The sequence below is a fragment of the Aureimonas ureilytica genome, from assembly GCF_001475935.1.
GTDB lineage: Bacteria > Pseudomonadota > Alphaproteobacteria > Rhizobiales > Rhizobiaceae > Aureimonas > Aureimonas ureilytica_A.
Genome location: NZ_LDQA01000029.1, coordinates 14,615 through 40,071, shown reverse-complemented (window position 1 = coordinate 40,071; position 25,457 = coordinate 14,615). Strand labels below are relative to the sequence as shown.

General features: G+C 66.5%; 24 protein-coding genes. 12 read left to right on the top strand and 12 right to left on the bottom strand.

All coding sequences use genetic code 11. The features are described from left to right. The first annotated feature begins 92 nt into the window (after positions 1–92). From NS365_RS14435 to NS365_RS14400, 8 genes are all read left to right on the top strand, one after another. A complete protein-coding gene (locus NS365_RS14435; RefSeq protein WP_058601031.1) occupies positions 93–2,057 on the top strand; it encodes an extracellular solute-binding protein in 1,965 nt (654 codons plus the stop codon). Between the two features lie 10 nt (positions 2,058–2,067). After that, entirely contained in the window at positions 2,068–3,948 is a 1,881-nt protein-coding gene (locus tag NS365_RS14430) for an extracellular solute-binding protein (protein WP_058600998.1), read from the top strand. Between the two features lie 40 nt (positions 3,949–3,988). After that, positions 3,989–5,077, top strand: a complete 1,089-nt coding sequence (locus tag NS365_RS14425; protein WP_058600997.1) for a microcin C ABC transporter permease YejB — start codon at positions 3,989–3,991, stop codon at positions 5,075–5,077. A gap of 140 nt (positions 5,078–5,217) precedes the next feature. Next, entirely contained in the window at positions 5,218–6,342 is a 1,125-nt protein-coding gene (locus tag NS365_RS14420; protein ID WP_058601030.1) for an ABC transporter permease, read from the top strand. A gap of 5 nt (positions 6,343–6,347) precedes the next feature. Further along, a complete protein-coding gene (locus NS365_RS14415; protein WP_058601029.1) occupies positions 6,348–7,430 on the top strand; it encodes a cation diffusion facilitator family transporter in 1,083 nt (360 codons plus the stop codon). 10 nt (positions 7,431–7,440) lie between these two features. Continuing rightward, positions 7,441–9,093 (top strand): ABC transporter ATP-binding protein, encoded by a 1,653-nt coding sequence (locus tag NS365_RS14410; protein ID WP_058600996.1) that lies wholly within the window; start codon positions 7,441–7,443, stop codon positions 9,091–9,093. Beyond that, positions 9,090–9,740, top strand: coding sequence for an NUDIX domain-containing protein (locus NS365_RS14405; protein ID WP_058600995.1), 651 nt, complete (start codon positions 9,090–9,092; stop codon positions 9,738–9,740). The genes NS365_RS14410 and NS365_RS14405 overlap by 4 nt, the downstream gene beginning before the upstream one ends. Before the next feature lie 46 nt (positions 9,741–9,786). Further along, on the top strand, positions 9,787–10,728 hold the full coding sequence (locus NS365_RS14400) for a 2-hydroxyacid dehydrogenase (protein WP_058600994.1): 942 nt from the start codon (positions 9,787–9,789) through the stop codon (positions 10,726–10,728). A 181-nt stretch (positions 10,729–10,909) separates the two neighbouring features. Here NS365_RS14400 and NS365_RS14395 read toward each other — a convergent pair whose 3' ends face one another. The 3 genes from NS365_RS14395 to NS365_RS14385 all read right to left on the bottom strand — a co-directional run bounded on the left by NS365_RS14395 (position 10,910) and on the right by NS365_RS14385 (position 13,585). Further along, positions 10,910–11,785 carry an NlpC/P60 family protein gene (locus NS365_RS14395; protein ID WP_058600993.1) on the bottom strand — a complete coding sequence of 292 codons (876 nt, stop codon included), beginning with the start codon at positions 11,783–11,785 and terminating at the stop codon, positions 10,910–10,912. Beyond that, positions 11,782–12,132 (bottom strand): MarR family transcriptional regulator, encoded by a 351-nt coding sequence (locus NS365_RS14390; RefSeq protein WP_058600992.1) that lies wholly within the window; start codon positions 12,130–12,132, stop codon positions 11,782–11,784. The genes NS365_RS14395 and NS365_RS14390 overlap by 4 nt, the downstream gene beginning before the upstream one ends. Before the next feature lie 70 nt (positions 12,133–12,202). Then, complete coding sequence (locus tag NS365_RS14385) at positions 12,203–13,585, bottom strand: leucyl aminopeptidase family protein (protein WP_058600991.1); 1,383 nt, start codon at positions 13,583–13,585, stop codon at positions 12,203–12,205. Positions 13,586–13,694: 109 nt separating this feature from the next. Between NS365_RS14385 and NS365_RS14380 the strand changes: the two genes are divergently transcribed. Further along, positions 13,695–14,561, top strand: coding sequence for a tetratricopeptide repeat protein (locus NS365_RS14380; protein WP_082684612.1), 867 nt, complete (start codon positions 13,695–13,697; stop codon positions 14,559–14,561). A gap of 42 nt (positions 14,562–14,603) precedes the next feature. On the opposite strand, the gene NS365_RS14375 is transcribed toward NS365_RS14380, so the two are convergent. The 9 genes from NS365_RS14375 to NS365_RS23615 all read right to left on the bottom strand — a co-directional run bounded on the left by NS365_RS14375 (position 14,604) and on the right by NS365_RS23615 (position 23,542). Further along, positions 14,604–15,593 (bottom strand): type II secretion system F family protein, encoded by a 990-nt coding sequence (locus NS365_RS14375; RefSeq protein ID WP_058600989.1) that lies wholly within the window; start codon positions 15,591–15,593, stop codon positions 14,604–14,606. An 8-nt stretch (positions 15,594–15,601) separates the two neighbouring features. Further along, the gene (locus NS365_RS14370; protein ID WP_058601028.1) at positions 15,602–16,582 is read right to left on the bottom strand and encodes a type II secretion system F family protein; all 981 of its coding nucleotides are present in this window, start codon (positions 16,580–16,582) and stop codon (positions 15,602–15,604) included. A gap of 14 nt (positions 16,583–16,596) precedes the next feature. After that, positions 16,597–18,084: a CpaF family protein gene (locus NS365_RS14365; RefSeq protein ID WP_058600988.1), complete on the bottom strand. Its 1,488-nt coding sequence runs from the start codon at positions 18,082–18,084 to the stop codon at positions 16,597–16,599. 79 nt (positions 18,085–18,163) lie between these two features. Continuing rightward, positions 18,164–19,444 (bottom strand): AAA family ATPase, encoded by a 1,281-nt coding sequence (locus NS365_RS14360; RefSeq protein ID WP_058600987.1) that lies wholly within the window; start codon positions 19,442–19,444, stop codon positions 18,164–18,166. 10 nt (positions 19,445–19,454) lie between these two features. Next, positions 19,455–20,144 carry a CpaD family pilus assembly protein gene (locus NS365_RS14355; protein ID WP_058600986.1) on the bottom strand — a complete coding sequence of 230 codons (690 nt, stop codon included), beginning with the start codon at positions 20,142–20,144 and terminating at the stop codon, positions 19,455–19,457. Next, complete coding sequence (locus tag NS365_RS14350) at positions 20,141–21,739, bottom strand: type II and III secretion system protein family protein (protein WP_058600985.1); 1,599 nt, start codon at positions 21,737–21,739, stop codon at positions 20,141–20,143. Before NS365_RS14350 ends, NS365_RS14355 begins: the two co-directional genes overlap by 4 nt. A 3-nt stretch (positions 21,740–21,742) precedes the next feature. Then, entirely contained in the window at positions 21,743–22,579 is an 837-nt protein-coding gene (gene cpaB, locus NS365_RS14345) for a Flp pilus assembly protein CpaB (RefSeq protein WP_058600984.1), read from the bottom strand. A gap of 111 nt (positions 22,580–22,690) precedes the next feature. Next, positions 22,691–23,197: an A24 family peptidase gene (locus tag NS365_RS14340; RefSeq protein WP_058600983.1), complete on the bottom strand. Its 507-nt coding sequence runs from the start codon at positions 23,195–23,197 to the stop codon at positions 22,691–22,693. A gap of 168 nt (positions 23,198–23,365) precedes the next feature. Continuing rightward, the gene (locus tag NS365_RS23615) at positions 23,366–23,542 is read right to left on the bottom strand and encodes a Flp family type IVb pilin (RefSeq protein WP_062222939.1); all 177 of its coding nucleotides are present in this window, start codon (positions 23,540–23,542) and stop codon (positions 23,366–23,368) included. Positions 23,543–23,798: 256 nt separating this feature from the next. Between NS365_RS23615 and NS365_RS14335 the strand changes: the two genes are divergently transcribed. From NS365_RS14335 to NS365_RS14325, 3 genes are all read left to right on the top strand, one after another. Next, the gene (locus NS365_RS14335; RefSeq protein ID WP_058600982.1) at positions 23,799–24,260 is read left to right on the top strand and encodes a pilus assembly protein N-terminal domain-containing protein; all 462 of its coding nucleotides are present in this window, start codon (positions 23,799–23,801) and stop codon (positions 24,258–24,260) included. 76 nt (positions 24,261–24,336) lie between these two features. Further along, positions 24,337–24,873: a TadE/TadG family type IV pilus assembly protein gene (locus NS365_RS14330; protein ID WP_058600981.1), complete on the top strand. Its 537-nt coding sequence runs from the start codon at positions 24,337–24,339 to the stop codon at positions 24,871–24,873. Between the two features lie 23 nt (positions 24,874–24,896). After that, entirely contained in the window at positions 24,897–25,436 is a 540-nt protein-coding gene (locus NS365_RS14325) for a TadE/TadG family type IV pilus assembly protein (protein WP_058600980.1), read from the top strand. The last annotated feature ends 21 nt before the right edge of the window (positions 25,437–25,457 follow it).

Here is a 25,457-nt window from a genome sequence, read left to right as displayed (position 1 = left end):
TTTCGTATCTCGGCGCCCGTCGCCCGAGGATGGCCATATTGATCCGGCCGTCTGGGCTCCGTCTTTTCCGCCTGTCCCGCCTGGAGTTCGCTTTGCCGATCGCATCCCGCGCCGTTTCCCTCCTTCTCGCCTCGGCGCTTCTCGCCGGCACCGCCCCGCTGGCCTATGCCCAGCAACCGGCGCCCGCCCCGACCGCCGCTCCGGCGGTGGAGGCGGGGGAATGGCACACGTCGTCCTCGCTGATCCGGCCGTCGAAATATGGCGAGACCTTCCAGCGCTACGATTACGTGAACCCCGACGCGCCGAAGGGCGGCGTCCTGCGCCTGTCGGCGCCAGGCACGTTCGACAGCTTCAACCCGTTCCCCGTGCGCGGCACGCCGGCGGCGGGCTTTGCGGTGCTGGGCGGGGGCATCGTCTATGACACGCTTCTCGACCAGTCGCCCGACGAACCGGGCGTCAGCCATGCGCTGATCGCGGAAGCGCTGCGCTACCCCTCGGACTTCTCATCCGTCACCTACCGACTGGACCCCGACGCCCGGTTCAGCGACGGGCAGCCGATCACGGTCGAGGACGTGATCTGGAGCTTCGAGACGGTGAAGGCGCTGTCGCCGCTCTATGGCAATTATTATCGCAGCGTGACGGGCGCGGAGAAGACCGGCGAGCGCGAGGTCACCTTCCGCTTCGACCAGACCGGCAATCGCGAACTGCCCAACATCATGGGCGATCTCGTCGTGCTGCCCAAGCACTGGTGGGAAGGCACGGGGCCGAACGGGCAGAAGCGCGACATCACCGCGCCGACGCTGGAAGTGCCGGTTGGCTCCGGCCCCTACCGCATCAAGAGCTTCACGCCGGGCTCGGACATCACCTGGGAGCGGGTGCCCAACTACTGGGCCGCCCAGAAGCCGGCGCGCATCGGCCGCTACAATTACGACGAAATTCGCTACACCTATTTCCGCGACCAGAGCGCAAGCTGGGAAGCCTACAAGCGCGGCGGCTTTTCGGACTACCGGGTCGAGAACAGCGCCGGTCGCTGGGCGCAGGGTTACAATTTCCCGGCCTTCAACGATGGCCGCGTGAAAAAGATGGCGCTGGCCTCCGAAACCGGGCAGCCCATGCAGGGCTATGTCTTGAACACGAGGCGCGAGAAATTCGCCGATCCGCGCGTGCGCCGCGCGCTGACGCTGGCCTTCAACTTTCAGGACATGAACAAGAACCTGTTCTATGGCCTCTACCAGCGCACGACGAGCTATTTCCAGGGCACGGAACTGGCCTCATCCGGCCTGCCGAGCGAGGGCGAGCTGAAGCTTCTGGAGCCGCTGCGCGACAAGATCCCGCCCGAGGTCTTCACCACGCCCTTCACCCTGCCCGATTATTCGCAGCCCAATGCCGAGCGCACCTATCTGAAGCAGGCCTTCGACCTGTTGACCGCCGCCGGCTGGACCCGCAAGGGCTCGCAGCTGGTGAACGCGAAGGGCGAGCCGTTCCGCATCGAGTTCCTGGCGACCGATCCCTCTTCCTCGCGCGTCATCGACCCGTTCGCCAACCAGCTGAAGCGGCTCGGCATCGAGACCTCGACGCGCATCGTGGACGTCTCGCAATATCTGGCGCTGACCAGTAGTTTCGACTTCGACATTGTGACCGACGTGATGGCGCAGTCGCTGTCGCCCGGCAACGAGCAGCGCGAGTTCTGGACCACGCCGGCCGCCTCGCAGCCGGGCAGCAAGAACACGGCCGGCATCCGCAACGAGGCGGTGGATGCGCTGGTCGAGAAGGTGATCTACGCGCCCGACCGCGACAGTCTGGTGACCGCCGTCCATGCGCTCGACCGCGTTCTTCTCTGGAATTTCTATGTCGTGCCGCAATGGCACAATCCGGAAATCTGGGTGTCCTATTGGGACAAGTTCGGAATGCCCGAGAAGCAGCCGGCCTATGTCGGGCTCGACCCCTATTCCTGGTGGGTAAAGGGCGAGGTGCCGGTGAACACGCCGGCCGATGCGGCGGCGGCCGGCGCGCCGGACCCGGCGGCCAAGCCGGCCATCCCGCCCGTGCAGCCTTGAGAGGCGCGCCATGACCGGGCCTCTCCGCCTCTTCTCGCGTCGCGACTTCGGCAGGCTGGCCTTGGCGGCGGGCGCGGTCGCCGCGCTGCCGCGCCTGGGGTTCGCGGCGCTCGCGCACGACACCAAGCTGCACGGCCTCTCGCCCTTCGGCGATCTGAAATACCCCGCCGATTACCAGCAGTTCGACTACGCGAGCCCCGACGCGCCAGAGGGCGGGCGCTTCACGTTCACCGTGCCGAACTGGGTGCTCAATCAGGCGCCCGATACGTTCGACACGTTCAACACCTTCATTCTTCAGGGCAACGCGCCGCCGCGCATCGAAATGCTCTATGAAGGGCTGATGACCGGGACGCTGGACGAGCCGGACGCGATCTATGGTCAGCTGGCCGAGAGCGTGTCCGTTTCGCCCGACAACAACACATTCCGCTTCGAGCTTCGCCCACAAGCGCGCTTCTCCACCGGCGCGCCGGTTCTGGCCTCCGACGTCGCCTTTTCCTATCGCACCATGAAGAGCGAGGGCCACCCGGCGCTCGCCATTCAGCTGGCAGAGGTCATTGAGGTGACAGCCGACGGCGAGCGCGGGGTGACGATCCGCTTTTCCGGTCGGCAGACCCTGCCGACCGCGCTTCAGGCGCTTTCCATCCCGATCGTGCCGGAAAGCTTTTTTCAGGATCGACCGTTCACGCAGGGCGGTTTCACCGAGATCCCGGGCTCCGGCGCCTATCGCATCGGCCGCTATATCGCAGGGCGCTTCATCGAATACGAGAAGCGGGCCGACCATTGGGCCAAGGATATGCCCTTCCAGCGCGGGCTGGACCATTTCCAGACGATCCGCGTCGAGTTCTACCGCGACCGCCAGAGCGCGCTGGAAGCCTTCAAGAAGGGCGACACGACCTATCGCGAGGAGTTCACGACCAAGGCCTGGGCGACGGAATATCAGTTTCCGGCCGTGACCGACGGACGCGTGCAGATGCGCCAGTTCGAGGAAGAAAAATGGCCGCGCTTCCAATGCTGGGCGCTGAACCAGCGCCGGGCGCAGTTTCAGGATGCGCGCGTGCGCCGCGCGATCAATCTCTGCTTCGACTTCGAATGGACCAACGCCAATCTTCTCTATGGCCTGCGCGAGCATTCGCAATCGCCCTTCGAGAATTCGGATTTCGTGGCCGTGGGCGCGCCTCCGCCGGAGGAATTGGCGCTGCTGGAGCCGCTGCGGGCCGACCTGCCGCCGGAGGTCTTCGGCGAGGTCTGGCGCCAGCCAATCTCGGACGGATCGGGCCGCGACCGCAAGCTCCTGCGCGAGGCCGCCGACCTGCTCCAGGCCGCCGGCTGGACGCGCAAGGGCTCGCAGCTCGTGGACGCCAAGGGCACGGTCTTCCGGCTCGAACATCTGATCAACGACCCCGAGCAGGCGCGCATCTACGGCAAGATGATCGAGAACATGAAGCTTCTGGGCATCGACGCCTCGCTGCGCCTCGTGGACGCCGCGCAATATCAGGACCGGCAGAACCGTTTCGACTTCGACATGATGCTCTGCGCCTTTTCGCTCAACGGCACGCCGACACGCGAAAGCCTCGGGCTTTTCTTCGGCTCGGCGGCGCGCGATCGCAACGGCTCCTACAATTATCCGGGCACGGCGAGCACGGCCTTGGACGCCTTGATCGCGAAGGTCGGCGAGGCGCAGGACCGGGAAAGCCTCGCCATCGCCATGCGCGCGCTGGACCGGACCTTGCGCTGGCGCCTGGACTGGCTGCCCAATATCGGCTCCACCGGGCATAAGGTCGCATGGTGGGACATGTTCGGCTTTCGCGATCCCAAGCCCGATTACGGGTTTCCGGTGGAACGGCTCTGGTGGTACGACGAGGCCAAGGCGAAGGCGGCGGGTCGGGCTTGAGCCCGACGCGCCCCTGATCGCCGCGCAACGGAACGGGTGAATGGCCGCCTATATTCTTCGACGTCTGGCTTTGATGATTCCGACCCTGTTCGGGATCATGGCCGTTTCCTTCATCGTGATCCAGTTCGCGCCGGGTGGCCCTGTGGAACAGGTCGTCGCCAGCCTCCAGGGCCAGGGCGGCGGCGCGGCCGACCGGCTGGGCGGCGGAGGTGGCGGCGAAGCCGCTGCGATGTCGGGCGAATCCTCGGGCTATCGCGGTGCGCAGGGGCTGGACCCCGAGTTCATCAAGCGGCTGGAGCAGCAGTTCGGCTTCGACAAGCCGCCACTCGAACGCTTCGCCACGATGATCTGGGATTATGCCCGCTTCGACTTTGGAACGAGCTTCTTTTCTAATGCCACTGTCGTGGATCTCATCATCCAGAAGCTGCCGGTTTCGATCTCGCTCGGGCTCTGGATCACGCTTCTCTCCTATATCATCTCGATCCCGCTCGGCATCCGCAAAGCCTTGAAGGAGGGCTCGCGCTTCGACACCTGGACGAGCGCGGTCATCATCGTGGCCTATGCCATTCCGGGCTTTCTCTTCGCGGTTCTCCTGATCGTGCTCTTTGCCGGCGGCTCGTTTCTCGACTGGTTCCCGCTGCGCGGGCTGACCTCCGACAACTGGGCGCAGCTCTCCTGGCCGGAGCGGATCGTCGATTATTTCTGGCACCTGACGCTGCCGCTCATCGCGCTGTCGCTGTCGGCCTTCGCCACGACGACGCTGCTGACCAAGAACTCGTTCCTCGACGAAATCCGCAAGCAATACGTGACCACCGCGCGCGCCAAGGGCCTCACCGAGCGCCGCGTGCTCTATGGCCATGTGTTCCGCAACGCCATGCTGATCATCGTCGCGGGCTTCCCCGGCGCCTTCATCTCGGCCTTCTTCTCCGGCTCGCTCCTGATCGAGACGATCTTCTCGCTGGACGGGCTCGGGCTGCTGTCCTTCGAAAGCATCTACAAGCGGGACTATCCCGTGGTTTTCGCCACGCTCTACATCTTCTCCCTGATCGGCCTGCTCACCACGCTGATCTCCGACCTCACCTATACCTGGATCGATCCGCGCATCGATTTCGAGAAGCGGGAGGTTTGAGCATGGCCCGGAAAAGTGGAACCCGGTTTTCCGACTCGGCCATGCGACGGGAGGTTTGATCCGTGACGTCTTCTTCGGACAACCCGCCCGAGATCATCAAGGCCGCCGACGCCAGGGCCGACACCGGCGCGCTGGCGCAGATGGCGCCGCCTGTCGAGACGCTGCGTCCGCCGCGCCTGTCGCCGCTCAACCAGCGCCGCTGGCAGAACTTCAAGGCGCATCGGCGCGGCTGGTGGTCGCTCTGGATCTTCCTCGTGCTCTTCGTGCTGACGCTCGGCGCGGAGTTCATCGCCAATGACCGCCCGCTCCTGATCTCCTACAAGGGCGAATATTACACGCCCATCTTCAAGGACTACCCGGAAGAGGTCTTCGGCGGCTTTCTGCCCGTCACCAATTACCGCGACCCGTTCATTCAGGACGAGGTGGCGGCGAACGGCTGGATGGTCTGGCCGCCGATCCGCTATTCCTACGGCAGCGTCAACAACGAGATTCCCGTTCCCGCCCCCTCCCCGCCCTCCTGGACCTTTTCCAAGGAGGAGCGCTGCGCGCGCTATCCGTTGGGGGCGAACGATCCCAACTGCGTGCTGGGCAACTGGAACTGGCTGGGAACGGACGATCAGGCGCGCGACGTTCTGGCCCGCCTGATCTACGGTTTCCGCATTTCCGTCCTGTTCGGCCTGATCCTCACCGCCACCTCGGCCGTGATCGGCGTGTTCGCGGGCGCGGTGCAGGGCTATTTCGGCGGCTGGGTCGATCTGATCTTCCAGCGCTTCATCGAGATCTGGAGCTCGATCCCGGTTCTCTATCTGCTCCTGATCGTCGCCGCGATCCTGCCGCCGGGCTTCTGGATTCTGCTGGGCATCATGCTGCTTTTCTCCTGGGTCTCGTTCGTGGGCGTCGTGCGCGCCGAGTTCCTGCGGGCGCGCAACTTCGAATATGTGAACGCGGCGCGCGCGCTCGGCGTCGGCGACTGGACCATCATGGGCCGGCATCTCCTGCCCAATGCCATGGTCGCGACGCTGACCTTCCTGCCTTTCATTCTCAACGGCTCGATCACGACGCTGACCTCGCTCGACTTCCTCGGCTTCGGCCTGCCGCCCGGCTCGCCCTCGCTCGGCGAGTTGCTGGCGCAGGGGCGCAACAATCTTCAGGCGCCCTGGCTCGGCATTTCCGGCTTCGTCGTCCTGTCCTTGATGCTGTCGCTGCTCGTCTTCATCGGCGAAGCGGTGCGCGACGCCTTCGACCCCCGCAAGAGCTTCAGGTGAGCACGATGGGCCATTCCCACGATCAGGCCGGCCATGCTGGCCACAGCCATGCCGGCCACGACCACGATCATGCGGCCCATGCGAGCGAGCGCCGGCTCGCCATCGCGGCGGGGCTGACAGGCGTCTTCATGCTGGTCGAGGTCGCGGGCGGGATCGTCTCCGGCTCGCTCGCGCTTCTGGCCGATGCCGGGCACATGCTGGTGGACTTCGCCGGTCTGGCGCTCGCCTTCGTCGCCATCCGCATGGCGCGGCGCCCGGCCGATGCGCGCCGCTCCTTCGGCTATGATCGGTTCCAGATTCTGGTCGCCTATTCCAACGGTCTGGTTCTCTTCGGCATCAGCGCCTTCATCATCTTCGAGGCGTGGCAGCGTCTGGCCAACCCGGCACCGGTTCTGGCCGGGCCGATGTTCGCCGTGGCCGTCGCAGGCCTTCTCGTCAACATCGCGGCCTTCTTCACGCTGCATGGCGGCGATAAGGAAGACCTGAACCTGCGCGGCGCGCTTCTGCACGTGCTCGGCGATCTCCTGGGCTCGGTCGCGGCCATCATCGCCTCGATCGTCATCTGGCGCACCGGCTGGACGCCGATCGACCCCATCCTGTCCGTGCTCGTCTGCCTCCTGATCCTCGGCAATGCCTGGCGGCTGGTGCGTGAATCCGGCCATGTCCTGCTCGAAGGCTCGCCCGCCGGCGTGGATGGCGCGGCGGTGAAACAGGCTCTCGCCGATCGTGTGCCGGGTCTGGCCGAAGTGCATCATGTCCATGTCTGGATGATCACGCCCAAGCGCCGCGCCGCGACGCTTCATGCCAAGCTTCTGGAGGGCGCGGACGGGCCGGGCACCGTGCGCGCCATCAAGACCGCCCTGCGACAGGACTTCGCCATCGGCCATGCGACGGTGGAGGTCGAAGGCGATCTCTGCGCCGACGCCGCACATCCCCACGACCACGACCACGACCACGACCACGACCACGACCACGACCACGACCACGACCACGACCACGGGCATCAGGGCCATACCGGTCACGGCCACCATCGCCATGCGGCGAACGTCCATCCCGCCGCTTCCGCGCTGAACGCCCGTCCGGCGTGAGGAGACATCTTTGAGCCAAGCTGCTTCCTCCTCCGCGCAAAGCCCGCTTCTCGATGTGCGCGGGCTTCAGGTGGCCTTCGCGCAGGGCGGGGCGACCAGCCTTGCGGTGAAGGGCGTGTCCTTTTCCATCGCCAAGGGCGAAACCGTGGCGCTGGTCGGCGAGTCCGGCTCGGGCAAGTCCGTGTCCGCGCTCTCGATCCTGAAGCTCCTGCCCTACCCCGCCGCGAGCCATCCGGGCGGAGAGGTCCTGTTCGAGGGGCAGGACCTGATCGGGGCGAGCGACGACGCGCTGCGGGCGGTGCGCGGCAACCGCATTTCGATGATCTTTCAGGAGCCCATGTCCTCGCTGAACCCGCTCCACACGATCGAGCGGCAGATCGGCGAGGTCATGAAGGTGCATCGGGGCCTGTCCGACCGCGCCGCGCGCGAGCGCACGCTGGAGCTTCTGCATCAGGTCGGCATTCGCGAGCCGGAAAAGCGCCTCGGCGCCTATCCGCACCAACTCTCTGGCGGCCAGCGCCAGCGCGTGATGATCGCGATGGCGCTCGCCAACGAGCCGGACCTTCTGATCGCCGACGAGCCGACCACCGCGCTCGACGTGACGGTTCAGGCGCAGATTCTGGAGCTTTTGAAGAAGCTCCAGGAGGAGCGCCAGATGGGCCTCCTCTTCATAACGCATGATCTCGGCATCGTCCGGCGCATCGCGGACCGGGTCTGCGTCATGACCAAGGGCGAGATCGTCGAGACCGGGCCGACCGCCGAGATCTTCGCCAATCCGCAGCACGCCTATACGCGCCATCTTCTGGCCGCCGAGCCCAAGGGGCGGCCGCCCGCGGCCAATGCCAACGCGCCGGTCGTCATGGAAGGGCGGGACATCAAGGTCTGGTTTCCCGTGCGCACCGGCCTGTTCCGGCGCGTTTCGGACCATGTGAAGGCCGTGGACGGGATCGACATCACGGTGCGCGCCGGGCAGACGGTCGGCGTCGTCGGCGAGTCGGGCTCGGGCAAGACGACGCTCGGCCTCGCGCTCTGCCGCATGATCGCAAGCCAAGGCGAAATCCGCTTCGACGGCGAGCGGATCGACCAGCGCTCTTTCAAGGACATGCGGCCCCTTCGCGACCGCGTCCAGATCGTGTTTCAGGACCCGTTCGGCTCGCTCTCGCCGCGCATGGCGGTGGGCGAGATCATCGCGGAGGGTCTGCGCGTCCACCAGCCCTCGCTCTCCAGCGCGGATCGGGACGCGCGCGTCGTCTCGGCGCTGACCGAAGTCGGGCTCGACCCGGCCACCCGCTTTCGCTATCCGCACGAATTCTCGGGCGGCCAGCGCCAGCGCATCGCGATTGCCCGCGCCATGGTGCTCAACCCGCGCTTCGTGATGCTGGACGAGCCGACCTCGGCGCTGGACATGAGCGTGCAGGCGCAGGTGGTCGATCTCCTGCGCCATCTCCAGAAGAAGCACGATCTCGCCTATCTCTTCATCAGCCACGATCTGAAGGTCGTGCGCGCGCTCGCCAACGAGGTGATCGTCATGCGCGGCGGGCACGTTGTGGAGCGTGGCTCGTCGGACGCGATCTTCGACAATCCCCAAACCGACTATACCAAGGCATTGATGGCGGCGGCCTTCCGCATCGAAGCGGCGGGTGCCCGAGAGGTTTCGGAATGAGCGACATCTACCGTCAGAGGCTGGAGGACCAGCCGCTCGATTTCACCATCGAGAAGGACGAGCGCCTTCACGCAGGCTTTCGCGCGCTGGACGCGGTGACGGTGCGCCACGCACCGCTCGGGCGCGACGAGCCGGTGCTGGCGCGGCGCGAATTCCTGCGCTCGGGCCTCGCCGCCATCATCATTCCCTATGATCCCGTGCGCGACGAGATCGTGGTGATCCGCCAGTTCCGCATCGGCGCGGCGCTGACGTCGGGCAAGGCGGCGGCGCTGGAACTGCCGGCGGGCCTGGTGGACGAAGGCGAGAATCCGATCGAGGCGGCCAGCCGCGAACTGGAAGAGGAAACCGGGCTCGTGACGCATGCGATCGCGCCGGCCTATACGATCCTCTCCTCCCCCGGCCTGTGCGACGAGGTTGCCTGCTTCTTCCTCGCGCTGGTGGATGCCGGCGCGCTGCATGGCCATGGCGGCAAGCTGGACGAGCAGGAGGACATCATCGCGATCCGAGCGCCGGTGGACGCTCTGATCGAGGCGGTGGACGCAGGCTCGATCGAGAACGGCTTCCTTGTTTCCGCCACGCATTGGTTCGCCCGCCACGGACGCCAGCAGGCGCGCCTGCTGCAGGACGCCGCCGAACCCGTCGCCTGACCTCCCGCCCGCACGCCCTATCCGAACGCTGACCGAAGAGACCTGCATGACCCTTCTCCTGTCCGTCACCGGCTTCGACCCCACGCGCTGGCACGACGCCATGCTGAAAGCCGCGCCGGCGGAGACCATCGTGCTGCGGCCCGAAACGGCGGGCGATCCCTCGATCCGCTATGCCGTGGTCTGGAAGCAGCCGCCGGGGGTTCTGGAAGGGCTGCCGAACCTTCAGGCCGTCTTTTCGCTCGGCGCGGGCGTCGATCACATCCTGGCCGACCGCACGGTGCCCGATGTGCCGATCGTGCGCATCGTGGCCGACGATCTGACCGCGCGCATGAGCGAATATGTCGTCTGGCGGGTGCTCGACCATCATCGCCGGGGCATGGTCTATCGCGCGCAGCAGGCCGCCCGTCTCTGGAACGAGCGCCGCCAGCCCGCCGCCGGCGATGTTCAGGTCGGCATTCTCGGCCTTGGCGAACTCGGGCGGGACGCGGCCGAAAAGCTCCGCCTCCTCGGCTTCAAGGTCTCGGGCTGGAGCCGGCGCGAGCGTCAGGTCGAGGGCGTCACCACCTTCCATGGCGAGGAGGGGCTCGGGGCGATCCTGGCCCAAAGCGACATTCTGGTCGTGCTTCTGCCGCTTACGAGCGAGACGCGCGGGCTGATCGACGACGCCTTCCTGTCGCGGCTCAAGCGCGAAACGCCGCTGGGCACGCCGGTTCTGGTCAATGCCGGGCGCGGCGGCTTGCAGGTCGACTCGGCCATTCTGCGCGCGCTCAACGACAATCGCTTGATGGAAGCCTCGCTGGACGTGTTCGAGCGCGAGCCGCTGGCCGCCGACAGCCCGCTCTGGCGCCACCCGCGCGTCTTCGTCACGCCCCACGCCGCCGCATCTTCCGACCCGGAAGCGCTGGCGCCCATCATCATGCGACAGATCGCGGCCCACCGGCGCGGCGAGGCGCTCACCAACATCGTGGATCGTGCGGCGGGGTACTGAGAGCCGGGGAAAGAACCCTGCGGCGGAAAGCCGGCGAGGGACTTGCGTTCCCGACGAGGCGTTGAGCGCAGTCGATGCCGGCGGCATCGGTGAGCATCGGCAACGATCATCGGGGGCGGAAGAGCCCGGCGGATCGACCCGCAGGGTTTTGTCCCCGGCTCTAAACCCACGCCGGCAAGCGTCAGCCCTGCTGGACCTCCGGCAGGCGACGGATCGAAAGTACGGGCGCGCCCTTGGCTTCGAGCCGCGACACGGCCTCCGACAGAGGCTCTATCGCCGTCATCATGTGATGGGCGTTGGCGTGGAGAAGCTGCGTCTCGTCCATCATGATGCCGACATGGCCGCGCCAGAAGACGAGATCGCCGCGCCGGGGGTTTTCCCCCTCGCTCAGCGCTTCGCCCAAGGCCATTTGCAGGTCGGTGTCACGCGGGGCGAGGATACCGCAGGCGTCGAGCGCGACTTGGACCAGCCCCGAACAGTCGATGCCGAGCGCCGACTTGCCGCCCCAGAGATAGGCGACGCCCAGAAACCCTTGCGCCACCGCGACGAAATCGGTCTCGAACGAGGTCGCGGGCTTCATATGCTGCACGACCACCGCGCCGAAGGGCGCGATCAGCCCATAGGTCGCGTTGTGGTCGCTCGCCTCGCCCTTCACATGCAGCCGCGCGCCGAGCGGCAAGTCGTGCATGGGCGGACGCTTGATGTCGGGGCCGGGGAAGACCAGCGTGCGGCGAACGGCAATGCGATGGGTCGGCGCGGGCGGCTCGCCGTTCATCAGCGTCACGGTCGGCACCCAGCCGACATAGCCGTCCTTGTCGAGCTGAACCCAGCACCAGCCCTCGCCGGTTTCCTCGAAGACGCGCAGCCGCTCGCCATAGAGCGCCTGCGTTTCCAGCGGCGCGTCGGCCGACGGGCGGCGGCGCAGGTCGGCGACGGGCATGACGACATGGGCGGGCGCGCCGTCCACGAAGCGCTCGGCCTCCACGCGCCCTTCCAAGCGGCGGTCGGCGAGATCGGGGCGGTGGGCGTGCAGGCGCGGGTCGAGCGGGGCCGTCATCGTCCGAGCGCCTCCGCTTCGGTGACCAGCCGGTCGGCCATTTCGGAGACGAAGAGACTGCCCTCGACCGTGCGGCGGATCAGGACATTGCGCAGATCACTGGGGTCACGCTGGCGTTCGAGCAGATTCATGCGTCCCATCGAGTCGAGCGCGCGCGTCACCACGGGCTTGGCCACGTGCAGTTTCTGCGCAAGACCGCGCACCGTGTGGGGCGGCGGGTCGAGATAGATCGTCAGCAGAATCGCGGTCTGGCGCGCCGTGAGATCGGAGCCCGGATGCTGCGATTGAACCATTGCGTTGCGATGGAGCAGGCGCAAGGCCTGCCCCGGCTTGATGTCGAGTCCCATACGCCCCTCGGGAGCGTCGATTCGTCTCAGGCGACGCTCGGGGCCTAGTGTCCGGCACTTTCAGGCGGTTTCAAGACCGTGGGTAGCGACCCGACAGAACGTGGTGAAGGGCGCGGATGCCCTGCGCCTCGCCGCCGGCAGGGCCGAGCGGGCCGGGCTGCGGACGCCAGCCAAACACGTCGAAATGCGCCCAGCTCTTGGCCTTGGACACGAAGCCCTGGAGGAAGAGCGCGGCGGTGACGGAGCCGGCGAAACCGTCCGATGTGACGTTGTTCGTGTCGGCCACCTTGGACGCGAGGTTTTTCGCATAGGGCTTCCAGAGCGGCAGACGCCAGAGCGGATCGTGCAGCGCGTGGCTGGCCGCCGCGATCTCGCCCGCGAACGCCTCGTCGTCGGTGTAGAAGGGCGGCAGGTCCGGCCCCAGCGCGACGCGCGCCGCGCCCGTCAGCGTCGCCATGTCGATCAGGATCTCAGGCGATTCCTCGTCGGCGAGCGCCAGCGCATCGGCGAGGATCAGACGCCCCTCCGCATCCGTGTTGCCGATCTCGACGCTCTTGCCGAGCCGGCTGCGCAGGATGTCGCTCGGCCGGAAGCTGTTGGCGGAGATGGCATTCTCGACAGCCGGGATCAGCACGCGCAGGCGCACCGGGAGCTTGGAGCCCATCACGAGCCGAGCCAGCCCCAGAACATTGGCCGCGCCGCCCATGTCCTTCTTCATCAGAAGCATGCCCGAGGCCGGCTTGATGTCGAGCCCGCCCGTGTCGAAGGCGACGCCCTTGCCGACCAGCGTGACGCGCGGCGCATCCGCCGGGCCCCAACTCATGTCGATGAGGCGGGGCGCGACGCTGGAGGCGCGGCCGACCGCATGGATCATCGGGAAATTCTGTTCCAGAAGCGCATCGCCGACGATGGTGCTGATCTCGGCACCGAACTCGGTCGCCACATCCCGCGCCGCCGCCTCGATGCCATCGGGCAGGAGGTCGTTGGTCGGCGTGTTGATGAGATCGCGCACCAGAAAGACGCTGCTCGCCAGAAGCCGCACCGCCGCTTCGTCTGCGGCCTCAGGCAGCGCAAGACGCGCACCCGCCTTCCCCGGCTTCGACAGATAGCGCTCGAACCGGTAGGAGCCGAGCAGGAAACCCAGCGCGGCGAGATCGGGATCGAGCCCGTGTTCGCCCTCCAGCGCCCAGTCCCCTGCCGGCAGGCTCTGCGCCAGCGCTCCGGTCAGCAGCGCGCGGGCGGCCGGGCTTTGCGCCTCGGGCTCGCCGAGGCCCAACACCGCGCCCGCTCTCCCGCCGTCCAGCGGAAACAGCGCGACCGAGCCCGCGCTCGCCTTGTAACCGGCCGCGTCCAGCCATTGGCGGGCGGTCTCGGGTAGGCGCTCCAGTCCGGCCTCGTCCACCGCATGGACGGAACGAGCATCGAGGGCGGAGGAAAGTAGGCGGTCGGTCATGAGGCGCTCGTGAACGTCAGCCCCGCGAAATGAACGGGACGTAGGGGTTAACGAAAGATGACCCGCTTGCACTCTGCCCGCAGCGGGCGAAGAAGAAACGGGGAAGCCGATGCGTCGATCGATGCGACCGCTTGCGCGAGCCGAAGGCGGCGACGCCGCGCCGAACTACGCCCGCCGGAGCGCGGGCGCAAGGCGCGGTTCGCTGGCGCTTGTGTTTCTGACCTTGATGGCGGCCAGCGGCTGCACGCACACCTCGCGCATGACGACGGGCTCTATCGCCCCGCGCGGCGAGGCCGCTCCGCGCCGCGACGTCTCCACCATGACGGCGGACGAGCTGCGCGCCGCGATCCGCGTTTACGGCGCGTCCTACGAACGCAATCCGAAGAACAAGGATGTCGGCCTCGCCTATGCAGCAGCCCTCCAGGCGGCCGGGCGCAACGACCAGTCGCTGGCCGTGATGCAGCAGGTCGCCATCGCCTTCCCGAACGACCGGGACGTGCTCGGCGCCTATGGCAAGGCGCTGGCGGCGGCGGGCGATCTCAACAAGGCGCTCGAAACCGTACAGCGGGCCCAGACGCCGGACCGGCCGGACTGGCGTCTCCTGTCGGCCGAAGGGGCGATCCTCGACCAGCTCGGCCAGCCCGAGAAGGCGCGCGTTCTCTACGAAAAGGCGCTGGTGCTCCAGCCGAACGAACCCGCGATTCTCTCCAATCTCGGCATGTCGTCGCTTCTGCAGAACGATCTGAAAAGCGCCGAATCCTATCTCAGCCGCGCCGCCCGCCAGCCGGGGGCCGATCCGCGCGTGCGCCAGAATCTGGCGCTCGCCGTGGGGCTTCAGGGTCGCTTCTCGGAAGCGGAGAAGATCGCCTCCGACGTGCTGTCGCCCGAGGAAGCGCAGGCCAATGTCGCCTATCTCAAGCAGATGCTCTCCCAGCGCAACACGTGGAGCGAGCTGAAAAGCGAGCGCCGGGGCTGACGCAGACGAGGCGGGGGACGGCCCCTCGCCGCCCCTCCATCCTCAAAGGTTCGGCAGAACCTTGATCACAGCCGGCCCGATGATCACGGCGAACAGCACCGGCAGGAAGAACACCATCATCGGAACGGTGAGCTTGGGCGGCAGCGCGGCGGCCTTGCCTTCAGCGGCCGTCATACGCTGGTCGCGGCTTTCCTGCGCCAGCGTGCGCAGGGCGACGCCCAGCGGCGTGCCGTATCGCTCGGCCTGGATCAGCGCCGTGCAGACCGAGCGTACGCTTTCGAGGCCGGTGCGTGTGATGAGGTTCTCATAGGCCTGCTTGCGATCGGGCAGATAGGACAGCTCGGCGCAGACCAGCACCATTTCCTCGGCCAGCGGCACCGACTGGATGCCGATCTCGTCCGCCACGCGGCGAAACGCGGCCTCGATGGCATTGCCCGATTCCACGCAGATCAGAAGCAGGTCGAGCGCGTCGGGCCAGGCGCGGGAGATCGACTGCGCGCGCTTCTTGCCCGCGTTGCCGACAAAGACGATCGGCGCATAGAAGCCGGCATAGGCCACCGCGATGCAGACGAACAGACGGATGCCCAGGGCGTGGCTCGCCATGATGCCGAGGCCGAAAATATAGAAGGCCGCGACGACGCCGAACAGGAGCGGCAGGCTGACCCGGCAGAACAGGAACAGCGTCAGCGAGCGCTGGGTGCGAAAGCCCGCGATGCGCAGCTTGTTGGTCGTTGCCTCGTCCATCAGCGCCTTGCGCAGGTCCAGCGCCTCGACCACCTTCGCCGCGAAGGATCGGTCGGCCTGCTGGCGCAGGCTGACGCGCTGGTTGTCCCGCTCGCCGGCCATGCGGGCGCGCTCGCGGGCGCGGACCTGATCGCGCTCCAGCGCCACCGCCTTCATGCGCGTTTTCATGTCGCGGCCGTTGAGCAGCGGGCCTACCAGCGACACCACGGTCGCAAACATCGCCACCGCGACACAGAGGCCCAGCGCGACATGGCTGGACAGGCCGAGCATCTGAAATACGGCGTCCATAGCAGCCTCTAGAAGTCGAAATTGATCATCTTGCGCATGATCAGGATGCCGCACGACATCCAGAACGCCGAGCCGAGCAGGATCATGTGTCCCATCGGGTCGGTGAACAGGACCGAGATGTAGTCGGGCGAGGTGAGATACACGAGCCCGGCGACGATCACGGGCAGCGAGCCGATGATGGCGGCGGAGGACTTGGCCTCCATCGACATGGCCTTGATCTTGCCCTTCATCTTGCGCCGGTCGCGCAACACGCGCGACAGGTTGCCCAGCGCCTCGGCCAGATTGCCGCCCGACTGCGACTGGATCGACACCACGATGGAGAAGAAATTGGTCTCGGGGATGGGCATGCTGACATAGAGGCGGTTGACGGCCTCCGGCAGCGAGGAGCCCATCTGCAGCGCCTCCACCACGCGCGCGAATTCCGAGCGCACCGGCTCGGGCGTTTCGGTGGCGATCATGCGCAGCGTGTCGTTCAGCGGCAGGCCGGACTTGATACCGCGCACGATGACGTCGAGCGCGTTGGCGAACTCGTCGGTGAATTTTGTCTGGCGCTTCTTCTTGCGCAGGCTCAAGAACCATTGCGGCAGGCCGAGCGCGCCCACGAAGCCGAGCCCGAGCGCTATGAGGAGCGATCCGCTGACCATCAGCACCACGAGAAACAGGGTCAGGCCGAGGGCGACGCAGGCCATGATATAGGCCCGAACGGAGATGCGCAGTCCCGCCTGCAACAAGCGCGCTTCGAGGCTCGCCTTGCGCAGATGGCCGTTGCGCTTGCGGTTCTTCTCTTCCAGATCCTGAAGCGAAGCCTGAAGCGTCTTGCGCCGCTTGCTCACCTCCTGCATCCGGTCGCGCGCCGCCTGGCGCAGCGCCAGATCGTTTTCGGAGGCCGAGAACTGGTCGAAGCGCGAGCGCGACGCCTTGTCGTTTTCGAGACGCGGCTGGACCAGGCCATAGATCAGCGCGCCGGTCGCCAGCGCGACGAGCAGCATGAAGAGAAGAGCGGTCACAGCCCACGCTCCCCTTCGACATTGGCCGCGTCCAGCGCGCGGGCCAGGCGCTGCTCTTCGTTGTAGTAGCGCGCGCGGTCCCAGAAGGCCGGCCGGCCGATGCCGGTGGAGCGATGCCGCCCGAGGAGACGCCCGCGCGAGTCTTCGCCCAGAATGTCGTAGAGGAAGAGATCCTGCGTGATGATGACGTCGCCTTCCATGCCCACCACCTCGGTGATGTGGGTGATGCGGCGCGAGCCGTCGCGCAGGCGCGCGGCCTGAACGATGACGTCCACCGAGCCGACGATGATCTCCTTCACCGTGCGCGAGGGCAGCGAGAAGCCGCCCATGGCGATCATGGCCTCCATACGGTTGAGGCATTCGCGCGGGCTGTTGGCGTGGATCGTGCCCATCGAGCCGTCATGGCCCGTGTTCATCGCCTGAAGGAGATCGAAGACTTCCGGTCCGCGCACTTCGCCGACGATGATGCGTTCGGGGCGCATACGCAGGCAGTTCTTGACGAGATCGCGCATGGTGATCTCGCCCTCGCCCTCGATATTGGGCGGGCGCGTTTCGAGGCGCACGACATGGGGCTGCTGGAGCTGGAGTTCGGCCGAATCCTCGCAGGTGATGATGCGCTCGTCCTCGTCGATATAGCGCGTCAGACAGTTGAGGAGCGTGGTCTTGCCCGAGCCCGTGCCGCCGGAGATGACGACGTTGCAGCGCACCCGGCCGATGATCTCGAGGATCGTCGCCCCTTCCGGCGAAATCGCGCCGAAATCCACGAGCTGCGGCAGGGTCAGCTTGTCCTTCTTGAACTTACGAATGGTGAGCACCGTGCCGTCGATGGCGAGCGGTGGGGCGATGACGTTGACGCGAGAGCCGTCCGGCAGGCGCGCGTCGCAGATGGGCGAAGATTCGTCGACGCGCCGGCCGACCTGCGACACGATGCGCTGGCAGATATTGAGAAGCTGCTGGTTGTCGCGAAAGCGCACCCCGGCTTCGATCACCTTGCCGCCGACTTCGATGAAGGTCTGGCGCGCGCCGTTGACCATGATGTCGGCGATGTCGTCGCGAACCAGAAGCGGCTCCAGCGGACCGTAGCCCAGAACGTCGTTGCAGATGTCGGCGAGCAGGTCTTCCTGCTCGGCGATCGTCATCGCGAAATTCTTGATCGAGATGATGTCGTTGACGATGTCGCGGATTTCCTCGCGCGCCATCTCGGCTTCGAGCCGGGCGAGCTGCGACAGATCGATCGTGTCGATCAGCGCGGCGAAGATCTTGCTCTTGGTCTCGTAGTAGCTGTCGGGCCGTGGCTTGGCGGCCGCCGGTGCGGACGCGCTGGCGGGGGCGGCCTGCTGCGGGGGAGCGTTGCTTTTCACGGGCTTGGGCGGCGCGGCGGCCTCGCGCGGCGCGGGAGCCGCGACAGGCGCGGGGGCGACAGGCGGCGCGGCCGGTGCCGGCCGTGCCAAAGTGCCCGTGTCGTTTCCGCGCTTGCCGAACATCGCCGCTGGTTCCCTATTCCTCGCGGGGGCGACCGCCGCCCCTCGCTCTCTCTTGTCGGAACGCCGGCCCCGGCGCCCGTCAGGCCGAGCGCCGGCGCATCAGGGCGCGCAGCCCACTCAGCCCCGCGCGCGGGGCCTGCTTGGCGGCGCTGCGCCCCGTCAGCACATGCGCCATATGCTCGAAGGCCGCGACGGCGGCGTGTTTGCCGTCGATCTCGGTCAGCATCCGGCCGGTATTGGCGGCCGTGCCGAAGGTCAGCGGATCGAAGGCGATCTGGGCCGCCGGCTGGACGCCGAGCGGCTCGACGAATTCGGCCGGCGCGATCTCGGGCCGCTTGGGCACGCCGACGCGGTTCAACACGAGATGCGGGGGCTTGTCGTTGGGGCGCGCCTTGCGCAGCGTGTCCATCAGGTTCTTGGCGTTGCGCAGGTTGGCGAGATCCGGCTCGGCCACGATCACCACCTCGTCGGCGCGCTCCAGAACGGTGCGCGTCCAGCTGTTCCAGACATGGGGCACGTCGAGCACGACGCAGGGCGTTCCGCGCTGGGCGGCGTCGATCAGAGCCGAAAAGGCTTCCGCGTCGAAATCATAGGCGCGCTCCAGCGTGGAGGGTGCCGCCAGAAGCGAAAGATGCTCGGCGCAGGTGACGAGGAGCCGGTCGAGAAACACCTCGTCCAGCCGCTCCGCCGAGAACACCGCCTCCGCCACGCCCTGCGGCGGGTCGCGGTCGAAATCGATATTGGCCGTGCCGAAGGGCAGGTCGAGATCGGCCAGCATGACCTCGCCGCCGAACAGCTTGGCGATGGTCCAGCTGATATTGTGGCAGATGGTGGAGGCCCCCGAGCCGCCCTTGGCGCCGACAAAGGCCAGCGTGCGGCCGAGCGGCTCGGCGTTTTCGGCCATGAACAGCTGCGACACGACGCTGATGACGTCGGCCATCTGCACGGGTGCCAGCATATAGTCCGACACGCCGCGCCGGGTCAGCTCGCGATAGAGCGACACGTCGTTGTGGTGGCCGATGATCACCACTTTCGAGCCGGGATCGCAGACCTCGGCCAGGCCGTCGAGATCGGCCAGGAGATCGGCCGGCGACTGCGCCGATTCCAGGAGCACGAGATTGGGCGTCGGCGCGGTGGCGTAATGCTCGTTCGCCGCGCGGATGCCGCCCAGGTGCACGCGCGCGTGCGCCTTCACCATGCGCCGGTCGGCGGCCGCCGCCTCGATCGCGGCGGCGACGGGCGCGGTTTCGCAGAAGGCCTGAATGGTGATGCGCGGCACCGGACGCAGCGCTTCGAGGCGCTCGCGCATGTCCATGTCGGACGGACGATAGGCGGCATCGTCGAGGGGAAGATCGGTCATCGCGTGTGGCCTACCAATTGTAATCGGACGATTGGCGAGGCGGCTCGGAGGCCGTCCGTTGCCCTTGGCGATACTTCTCGATCACCACCGAGCGGCGCTCGGCATCGATCTCGCTTTCGCCGCGGGGCCCCAGAAGATCGCGCGGATCGGCGATCTGGGCGGCCAGATTGCTCTGCGTGGCGCAGCCGAAATTCTGATAGTTGCGGTTCTCGCTCGTGTCGGCGAGGTCGTCCGGCCAGCGTCCGCAGGGTGCGACCTCGGCCACCATCCCGTTGAAGGACAAAAGCAGCGGCGGCACGTCGGCGACGCCGTGCGCGGGGTATGACGTGATCAGGATGCGCTGGCGCGGCACGCCGATCTGGCGAAGCACCCGCGTCACGTCGTCGGCGACCAGCCGGGCGGCCGCCTCGTTGCGCGCGCCCGACGGCACACCAACGCGCAGGACCGAAGCCCGCGCCCGGCGAAAGCGGGTGCCGAAGCTTTCGACGCGCGTCAGGTCGGGATGGGTCAGTCGCGTGTCCGACGAGGCGACGAACAGTTCCAGATCCTCCGTCGCCTCGCGCACCGTGATCGGGTGCCGGGTGCGATAATCGTCGGGAACGGCGCCGACCTCGACATGCTGGTTGGCGCAGCCAGCCAGAAGCGACAGGGCGACAAGGGGCAGGAAACGGCGGGGGGAAAGGCTGCGGCGCGCGGTCATTTGTAGATGTATCCGACGTTGCCGTGGTAGCGGCCGGGGGGAAGACGGGTGTCTGCGGCGCCATAGACGCGGTTCACGCGGCCAAGGAAGTTGGAAGCGCCGTCCGAGGAGAAGTTCAGATTGTCGTCCGGCCGGGCCAGTTGCTGGCGCGCGACCGGGCGCACCAGATAGGGCGTCACGATCACCACGAGTTCGGTCTCGTAACGCTGGAAGTCGCGCGAGCGGAACAGGGTGCCGAGGATCGGGAGCTTGGACAGACCGGGAAAGCCCGAGATGACCTGACGCATCTCGTCGCGCACGAGGCCCGCGATCACCAGCGAGCCGCCGGAGGGCAGCTCGACCGTGGTGTCGGCGAGGCGCTTGCGAATGCCCACGAGGTTGACGCCCGGCGCGATGCCGCCCGGAATCGCATAGGGCGACTCGAAGGTGGGCTCGGACACCGCCGTTCGGATCTTCAGGCTGATGCGCCCCGGCGACAGGACCACCGGCGTGAAGTCGAGCCCGATCCCGTAGTCGATGTCCTTGTGCTGGTACTCGACGCTGGCCGGGGTTTCGTCGTAGCCGATGATCCCGCCATTGGCGTTCAAGATCGGCGTGCGCTTGGCCGGCGTTTCCGACTTGCCGCTGGCAACGGTGAATTCGCCACCGACCTTGAACGAGGCGCTTTCGCCCGAGATGGCCGTGAGGCTCGGCTCTGCCAGCGTTCGCATCACGCCTGCCTGCTCCATGGCGCGAAGCTGGGCGGAGATGCCGTTGGGGCTGTTGCCGCCATTGGCAATCGCCGCGCCCGCCGAGGAGATTGCCTTGCCGAGGCCGAACGGATTGTCGCTGACGGAGGAGAAGAGCATTCCGTCGAGCGAGGCGGTGCCCGTGCCGTCGATGCCGAGCTGCTTGACCACGGAGCGCTGCACCTCGGCGACGGTCACTTTCAGCGTGACCTGATCCTCGCCTTGGATTTGCAGCATGTTGACGATCTGGCTGCTCTGGCGGCGCTCCTGCGCCTGCGACACGCCGCCGATCGCCACCCCGCCGCCGCCAGCCGCCGAGGCTCCGCTGGTCGCCGTCTTGATATATTGGCCGGTGGTCGCCTCGCCGCCCGTGACGAAGATGTTCGCCAGATCGACGGCGCGCTGGGCATCCTGCGCGTTCTCGACCGTGCCGGTCAGGATCACATTGTCGTTCAGCATCTCGGCCCGCACCTCGGCGGTCGGGATGAAGCGCTTGATGGTGGAGGCGAGCGCCGAGATGTCACGCTCGATGCGCAGATCGAGAACCGCGATCTCGCGCCCATTGGCGTCGAAGACGAAGATGTTCGTCTGGCCGATCTGCTTGCCGAAAATATAGATGCGCCGGGCCGTGCGCGTCACGGCGTCGGCCACCGCCGGATTCGACACGACGATGTCGTGCGCGTCGCGCGGCAGGTCGATCACCTTGGACTTGTCGAGGCCGAGGCTGATCGTCTGCTGCGGGCGGTTGATGGCGATCACGGCATTGTCGGCCAGCGCCGGCAGCGGCACGAGAGGCAGGACGGCCAGCGAAGCTTGCAGGAGAGCGGCGATCCGGCGCGAATGGGATGAGCGAAAGGAAAGCGACATCCGTCAGTTCCTCGTCGTGATGTCGGTGGTCTTGCCGTAGCGCACCACGCGGATCTGCGTTTTCTGCGGAGCCTGCTCCTGCTCCAGCAGGAAGCGGGCATAGCCGGGCGAGCCGGGAACGGAATCGGCCAGCGCGCGCAGCGACAGGATGAGACGATCGCTCATCCGGCTGGCCGCCGTCAGCGCTTCGGCCTGTTGCGGATCGACTTCGAGCGTTGCCGTGGAGCCGACCACGACCCGCGTTCCGTCCTTTTCCTCGATCGTCTGGTCGATCGCGAGGACGCGCAGGTTCTTCAGGATCGTCGTGGTCTCGACGCTCGTCTGGGGCTGGGAGGCCGCGCCCGGCGTCGTCTTCTCGCGCGCCATGATCACGTCCACATGGTCGTTCGGCAGGATGAAGCCGCCGGCCGAGGTGTCGGCGGCGATCTGCACGGCGATGGCGCGCTTGCCCTCCGGCAGGATGGCCGACATGAACCCGCGATCGCTCTTGATCAGTTTGGCATCCCGGATGGGCTCGCCGGTGAAGAAGGCCTGCCGGGCGATGGAGCCCTTGGACTCCTCCAGAGCATTGGGGCTGCTGTCGCGGCGAAGAAGCCCTTCCGACAGCGCGGTTTCAGGCCATTGAACCCATTCCAGCGCGCCATCCACGCGCTCGCCCATGGCGATGTTGCGCGAGGCGGCGAGAACCTCCACCAGCTTGATCGGAGGCTCGGCCGGCTGGGCCGTGATCACCACGGTCTCGGGTGCGGCGGTGGGCGCCGTGAGATTGACGGCAATGAGGCCGGCGCCGGCCGCAGCAGCCCCTGCCACGCCAAAAATCGCCAGACGCGTCCCACGCATTGCGTTCCCCCGATCGTGCTCCGAGCCGGATGTCCGCTCGTTAAGCCTTTATCGACGGAAAACTCTCAAGACATGGTTAACAAGCCGGAAACACCGCCGGCTTTCGCGACGTCACATCAGCGCCAGAAGAGATTGCATCTCGGGAAAGCGCGCAAGCACGAGAAGGCCGGCAGGCCCCAACGCCACGCCATAAGGGACGCCCGAACCGGCATCGAGAAGCCGGTCGATCGAGGCGTTGCCGGTGGTGGGACGCAGACACGCGCGCAGCATCAGGATCGCCAACGTCAAAACGCCGCCGAACAGGCTGGCCAGAAACAGATAGTCCCAGAACGCGGCGGACGGGCCGAACCAAAGGGCGCTCGCCGCGATCAGCTTCGCATCCCCTCCCCCCATCCACCCGCAAGCGAAGGCGGCGAAGGTCAGACACAGGATCGCGGCCCCCGTCGCCAGATGCCAGCCGACGGAAGCCCAAGGCCAACCTGCGCTCAGAGCGTAAACGAAAAAGGAGAGTGCGACCGCGCCCACGAGGCGGTTCGGAATCGTCATGCTGGCGAGATCGGTGAGGACGGCCAGCAGCAGCGCGCCGGCAAAGATCAGGCAGCAGATCGTCGCGAGCATGTCGCCTCCCGCATGGGCCGGTGCATTCGATGTCAGAAGGATGCTATCCCAACCAGGGAAGCAACATGCTTGCCGCGAAATGTTAACACATCACGCAGCAGCGCGCCGGGCGGGCAACCAAGCCCGTCCGGCGCAGCTCAAAGTCCGAGTTCGTCAGCCTGACTCAGATCAGGGAACGGTCGTGCCGATCTTCGTGCCGATGTTGCTGAACTTGGTGTTCAAATTGTTGCCCAGAGTCGACGCGCCGGCAATGATGCCCACGCCGATCAGCGCCGCCAGAAGGCCGTACTCGATGGCCGTGGCGCCGGATTCGTTCTTCTGGAAGCGAGCGAAAAGCTTCATCATGAATGAGGTCCCCTGAGGAGCGGTTATGGTCTCATCCCGACGACCCGGCCCAGCCTCGTCGTTCGGTTAAGCCCAACCTAAGCCCCTCAGGATTTCCCTTAGGTTAAGGAGCGTACTTAACGATCACTAAAAATGCCGGCCGATCACGAAGTGGTAAACAAGGGAGGAATCGAACCGAAACCTGTTCTTAACCTTGCCGCCACATGATCGGGCGCAAGGGCGATCATGGCCCGAGCCTGATGGAGTTCGCGTGTTCATGCGCCGGTCCGCCCCCTTGTCGATCGTCCTGACCCTCGCCGTCCTGGCTGCGAGCGCGCCTGCCGCCATGGCCGAAAGCGTGGGCGGCCTCGACGTCGCGGTGGACCACGCGCGCATCCTGAAAATCCCGCGCGCGGCCGGCACGATCATCATCGGCAATCCGTCCATCGTGGACGTGACGGTGCATGATTCCGAAACGCTGGTGCTGACGGGCCGCTCCTATGGCGTGACGAATGTCGTGGTGCTCGGCCCTGCGGGCGACGTGGTGCTGGACGATGATGTCACCGTCACGAGCCGGGAAGACCGTTCCGTGCGCATCTACCGGCAGGCGGCCCGCTCCACCTTCTCCTGCTCGCCGCGCTGCGAGCCGAAAGTGACGGTGGGCGACGAGGACGACAATTTCAGCCGCGCGCTCGCCCAGTTCAAGAGTCACGAGGGCATGATCACCACCGGCCAGTGATCACCCGAGTTAACGGCTTCTCAAACCTTCTATCACCCCTATACCCCCGCGCCATGCGGCGTGAAGGGAGACGAGGATGAAAGCCAGGCTGCCCGGCGAAAGAGCCCGAAGCCGCCGAGGTGTCTGGGTACGGCGTCCTTCTCGGGACAATTCGGGCGCAACCGCCATCGAGTTTGCGCTTCTGGTGATTCCGTTCCTGTTCGTGGTCTTCGCAACGGTGGAAACGGGCCTCCTGTTCATGTCGCAACTGACACTGGACGGCGGGGTCGATCAGGTGTCCCGACTGGTTCGAACGGGGCAACTCGACGCCGACGACCTGAAACCGGAAACCTTCCGCAAGATCATCTGCGAACGGGTCGAGGTCTTTTTGTCGTGCGACAAATTGACGATCGACCTCCGAACTTACTCGTCGTTCAAGGATGTGGACCTCTCGCAACCGGCCGAAAGCGAACGGAATGGCACGCAGACTCAGCAAGGTTCGGCCAAGACGATCATGGCCCTGCGCGTGTATTATCCGTGGACGCCCGTGAGTGACGTCTTAAATCTTCTATCCGACGCCGATCGCACGGTGATGCTCGCCAGCGTCTCCGCCTTTCGCACGGAGCCCTATTGATGGGCGGTACGGCAATAGACCTTTTGGCCCGGTTTCATCGCAACAGGCAGGGCATCGCGGCGGTCGAGTTCGCCGTGATCGTCCCGGTGATGTTGCTCCTTTATATTGGCGCGTCGGATGTGGCGCTGGCGATCACCGCCCATCGCAAGCTCCAGTCTACCGCCAACGCGACGGCCGATCTCATCGCGCAGGATTCCGCCACCACCAAGGCGGACCTCACGGCCGAACTCGACATCGCCCGCGCGCTGATGCAGCCGCTGGACGCCGCGAAGGTCAAGATCGTCTTGAGTTCGATCCTGATCGACGCCAAGGGCAAGGCGGTGGTGGATTGGTCGAGCGCGGTCAACGGCGCGGTGGCGCGGCGCAAGGGCACGGAGTTTATCCTGCCGGACTCGCTCGCCAACCAGCCGTCGCGCAGCTTCGTTGTGGTGGAAGCCAGCTATCTTTACACGCCGCTCGGCGGTTTCGGCTTCACGCATGGGATCGAGATGAGCAAATCCGCCTATTTCGCACCGCGCAACACGAGCGGCAACGCCGGCATCCAGTGCTCGGACTGCTCCTGAGGATCGCCTGCAAACGCTAAG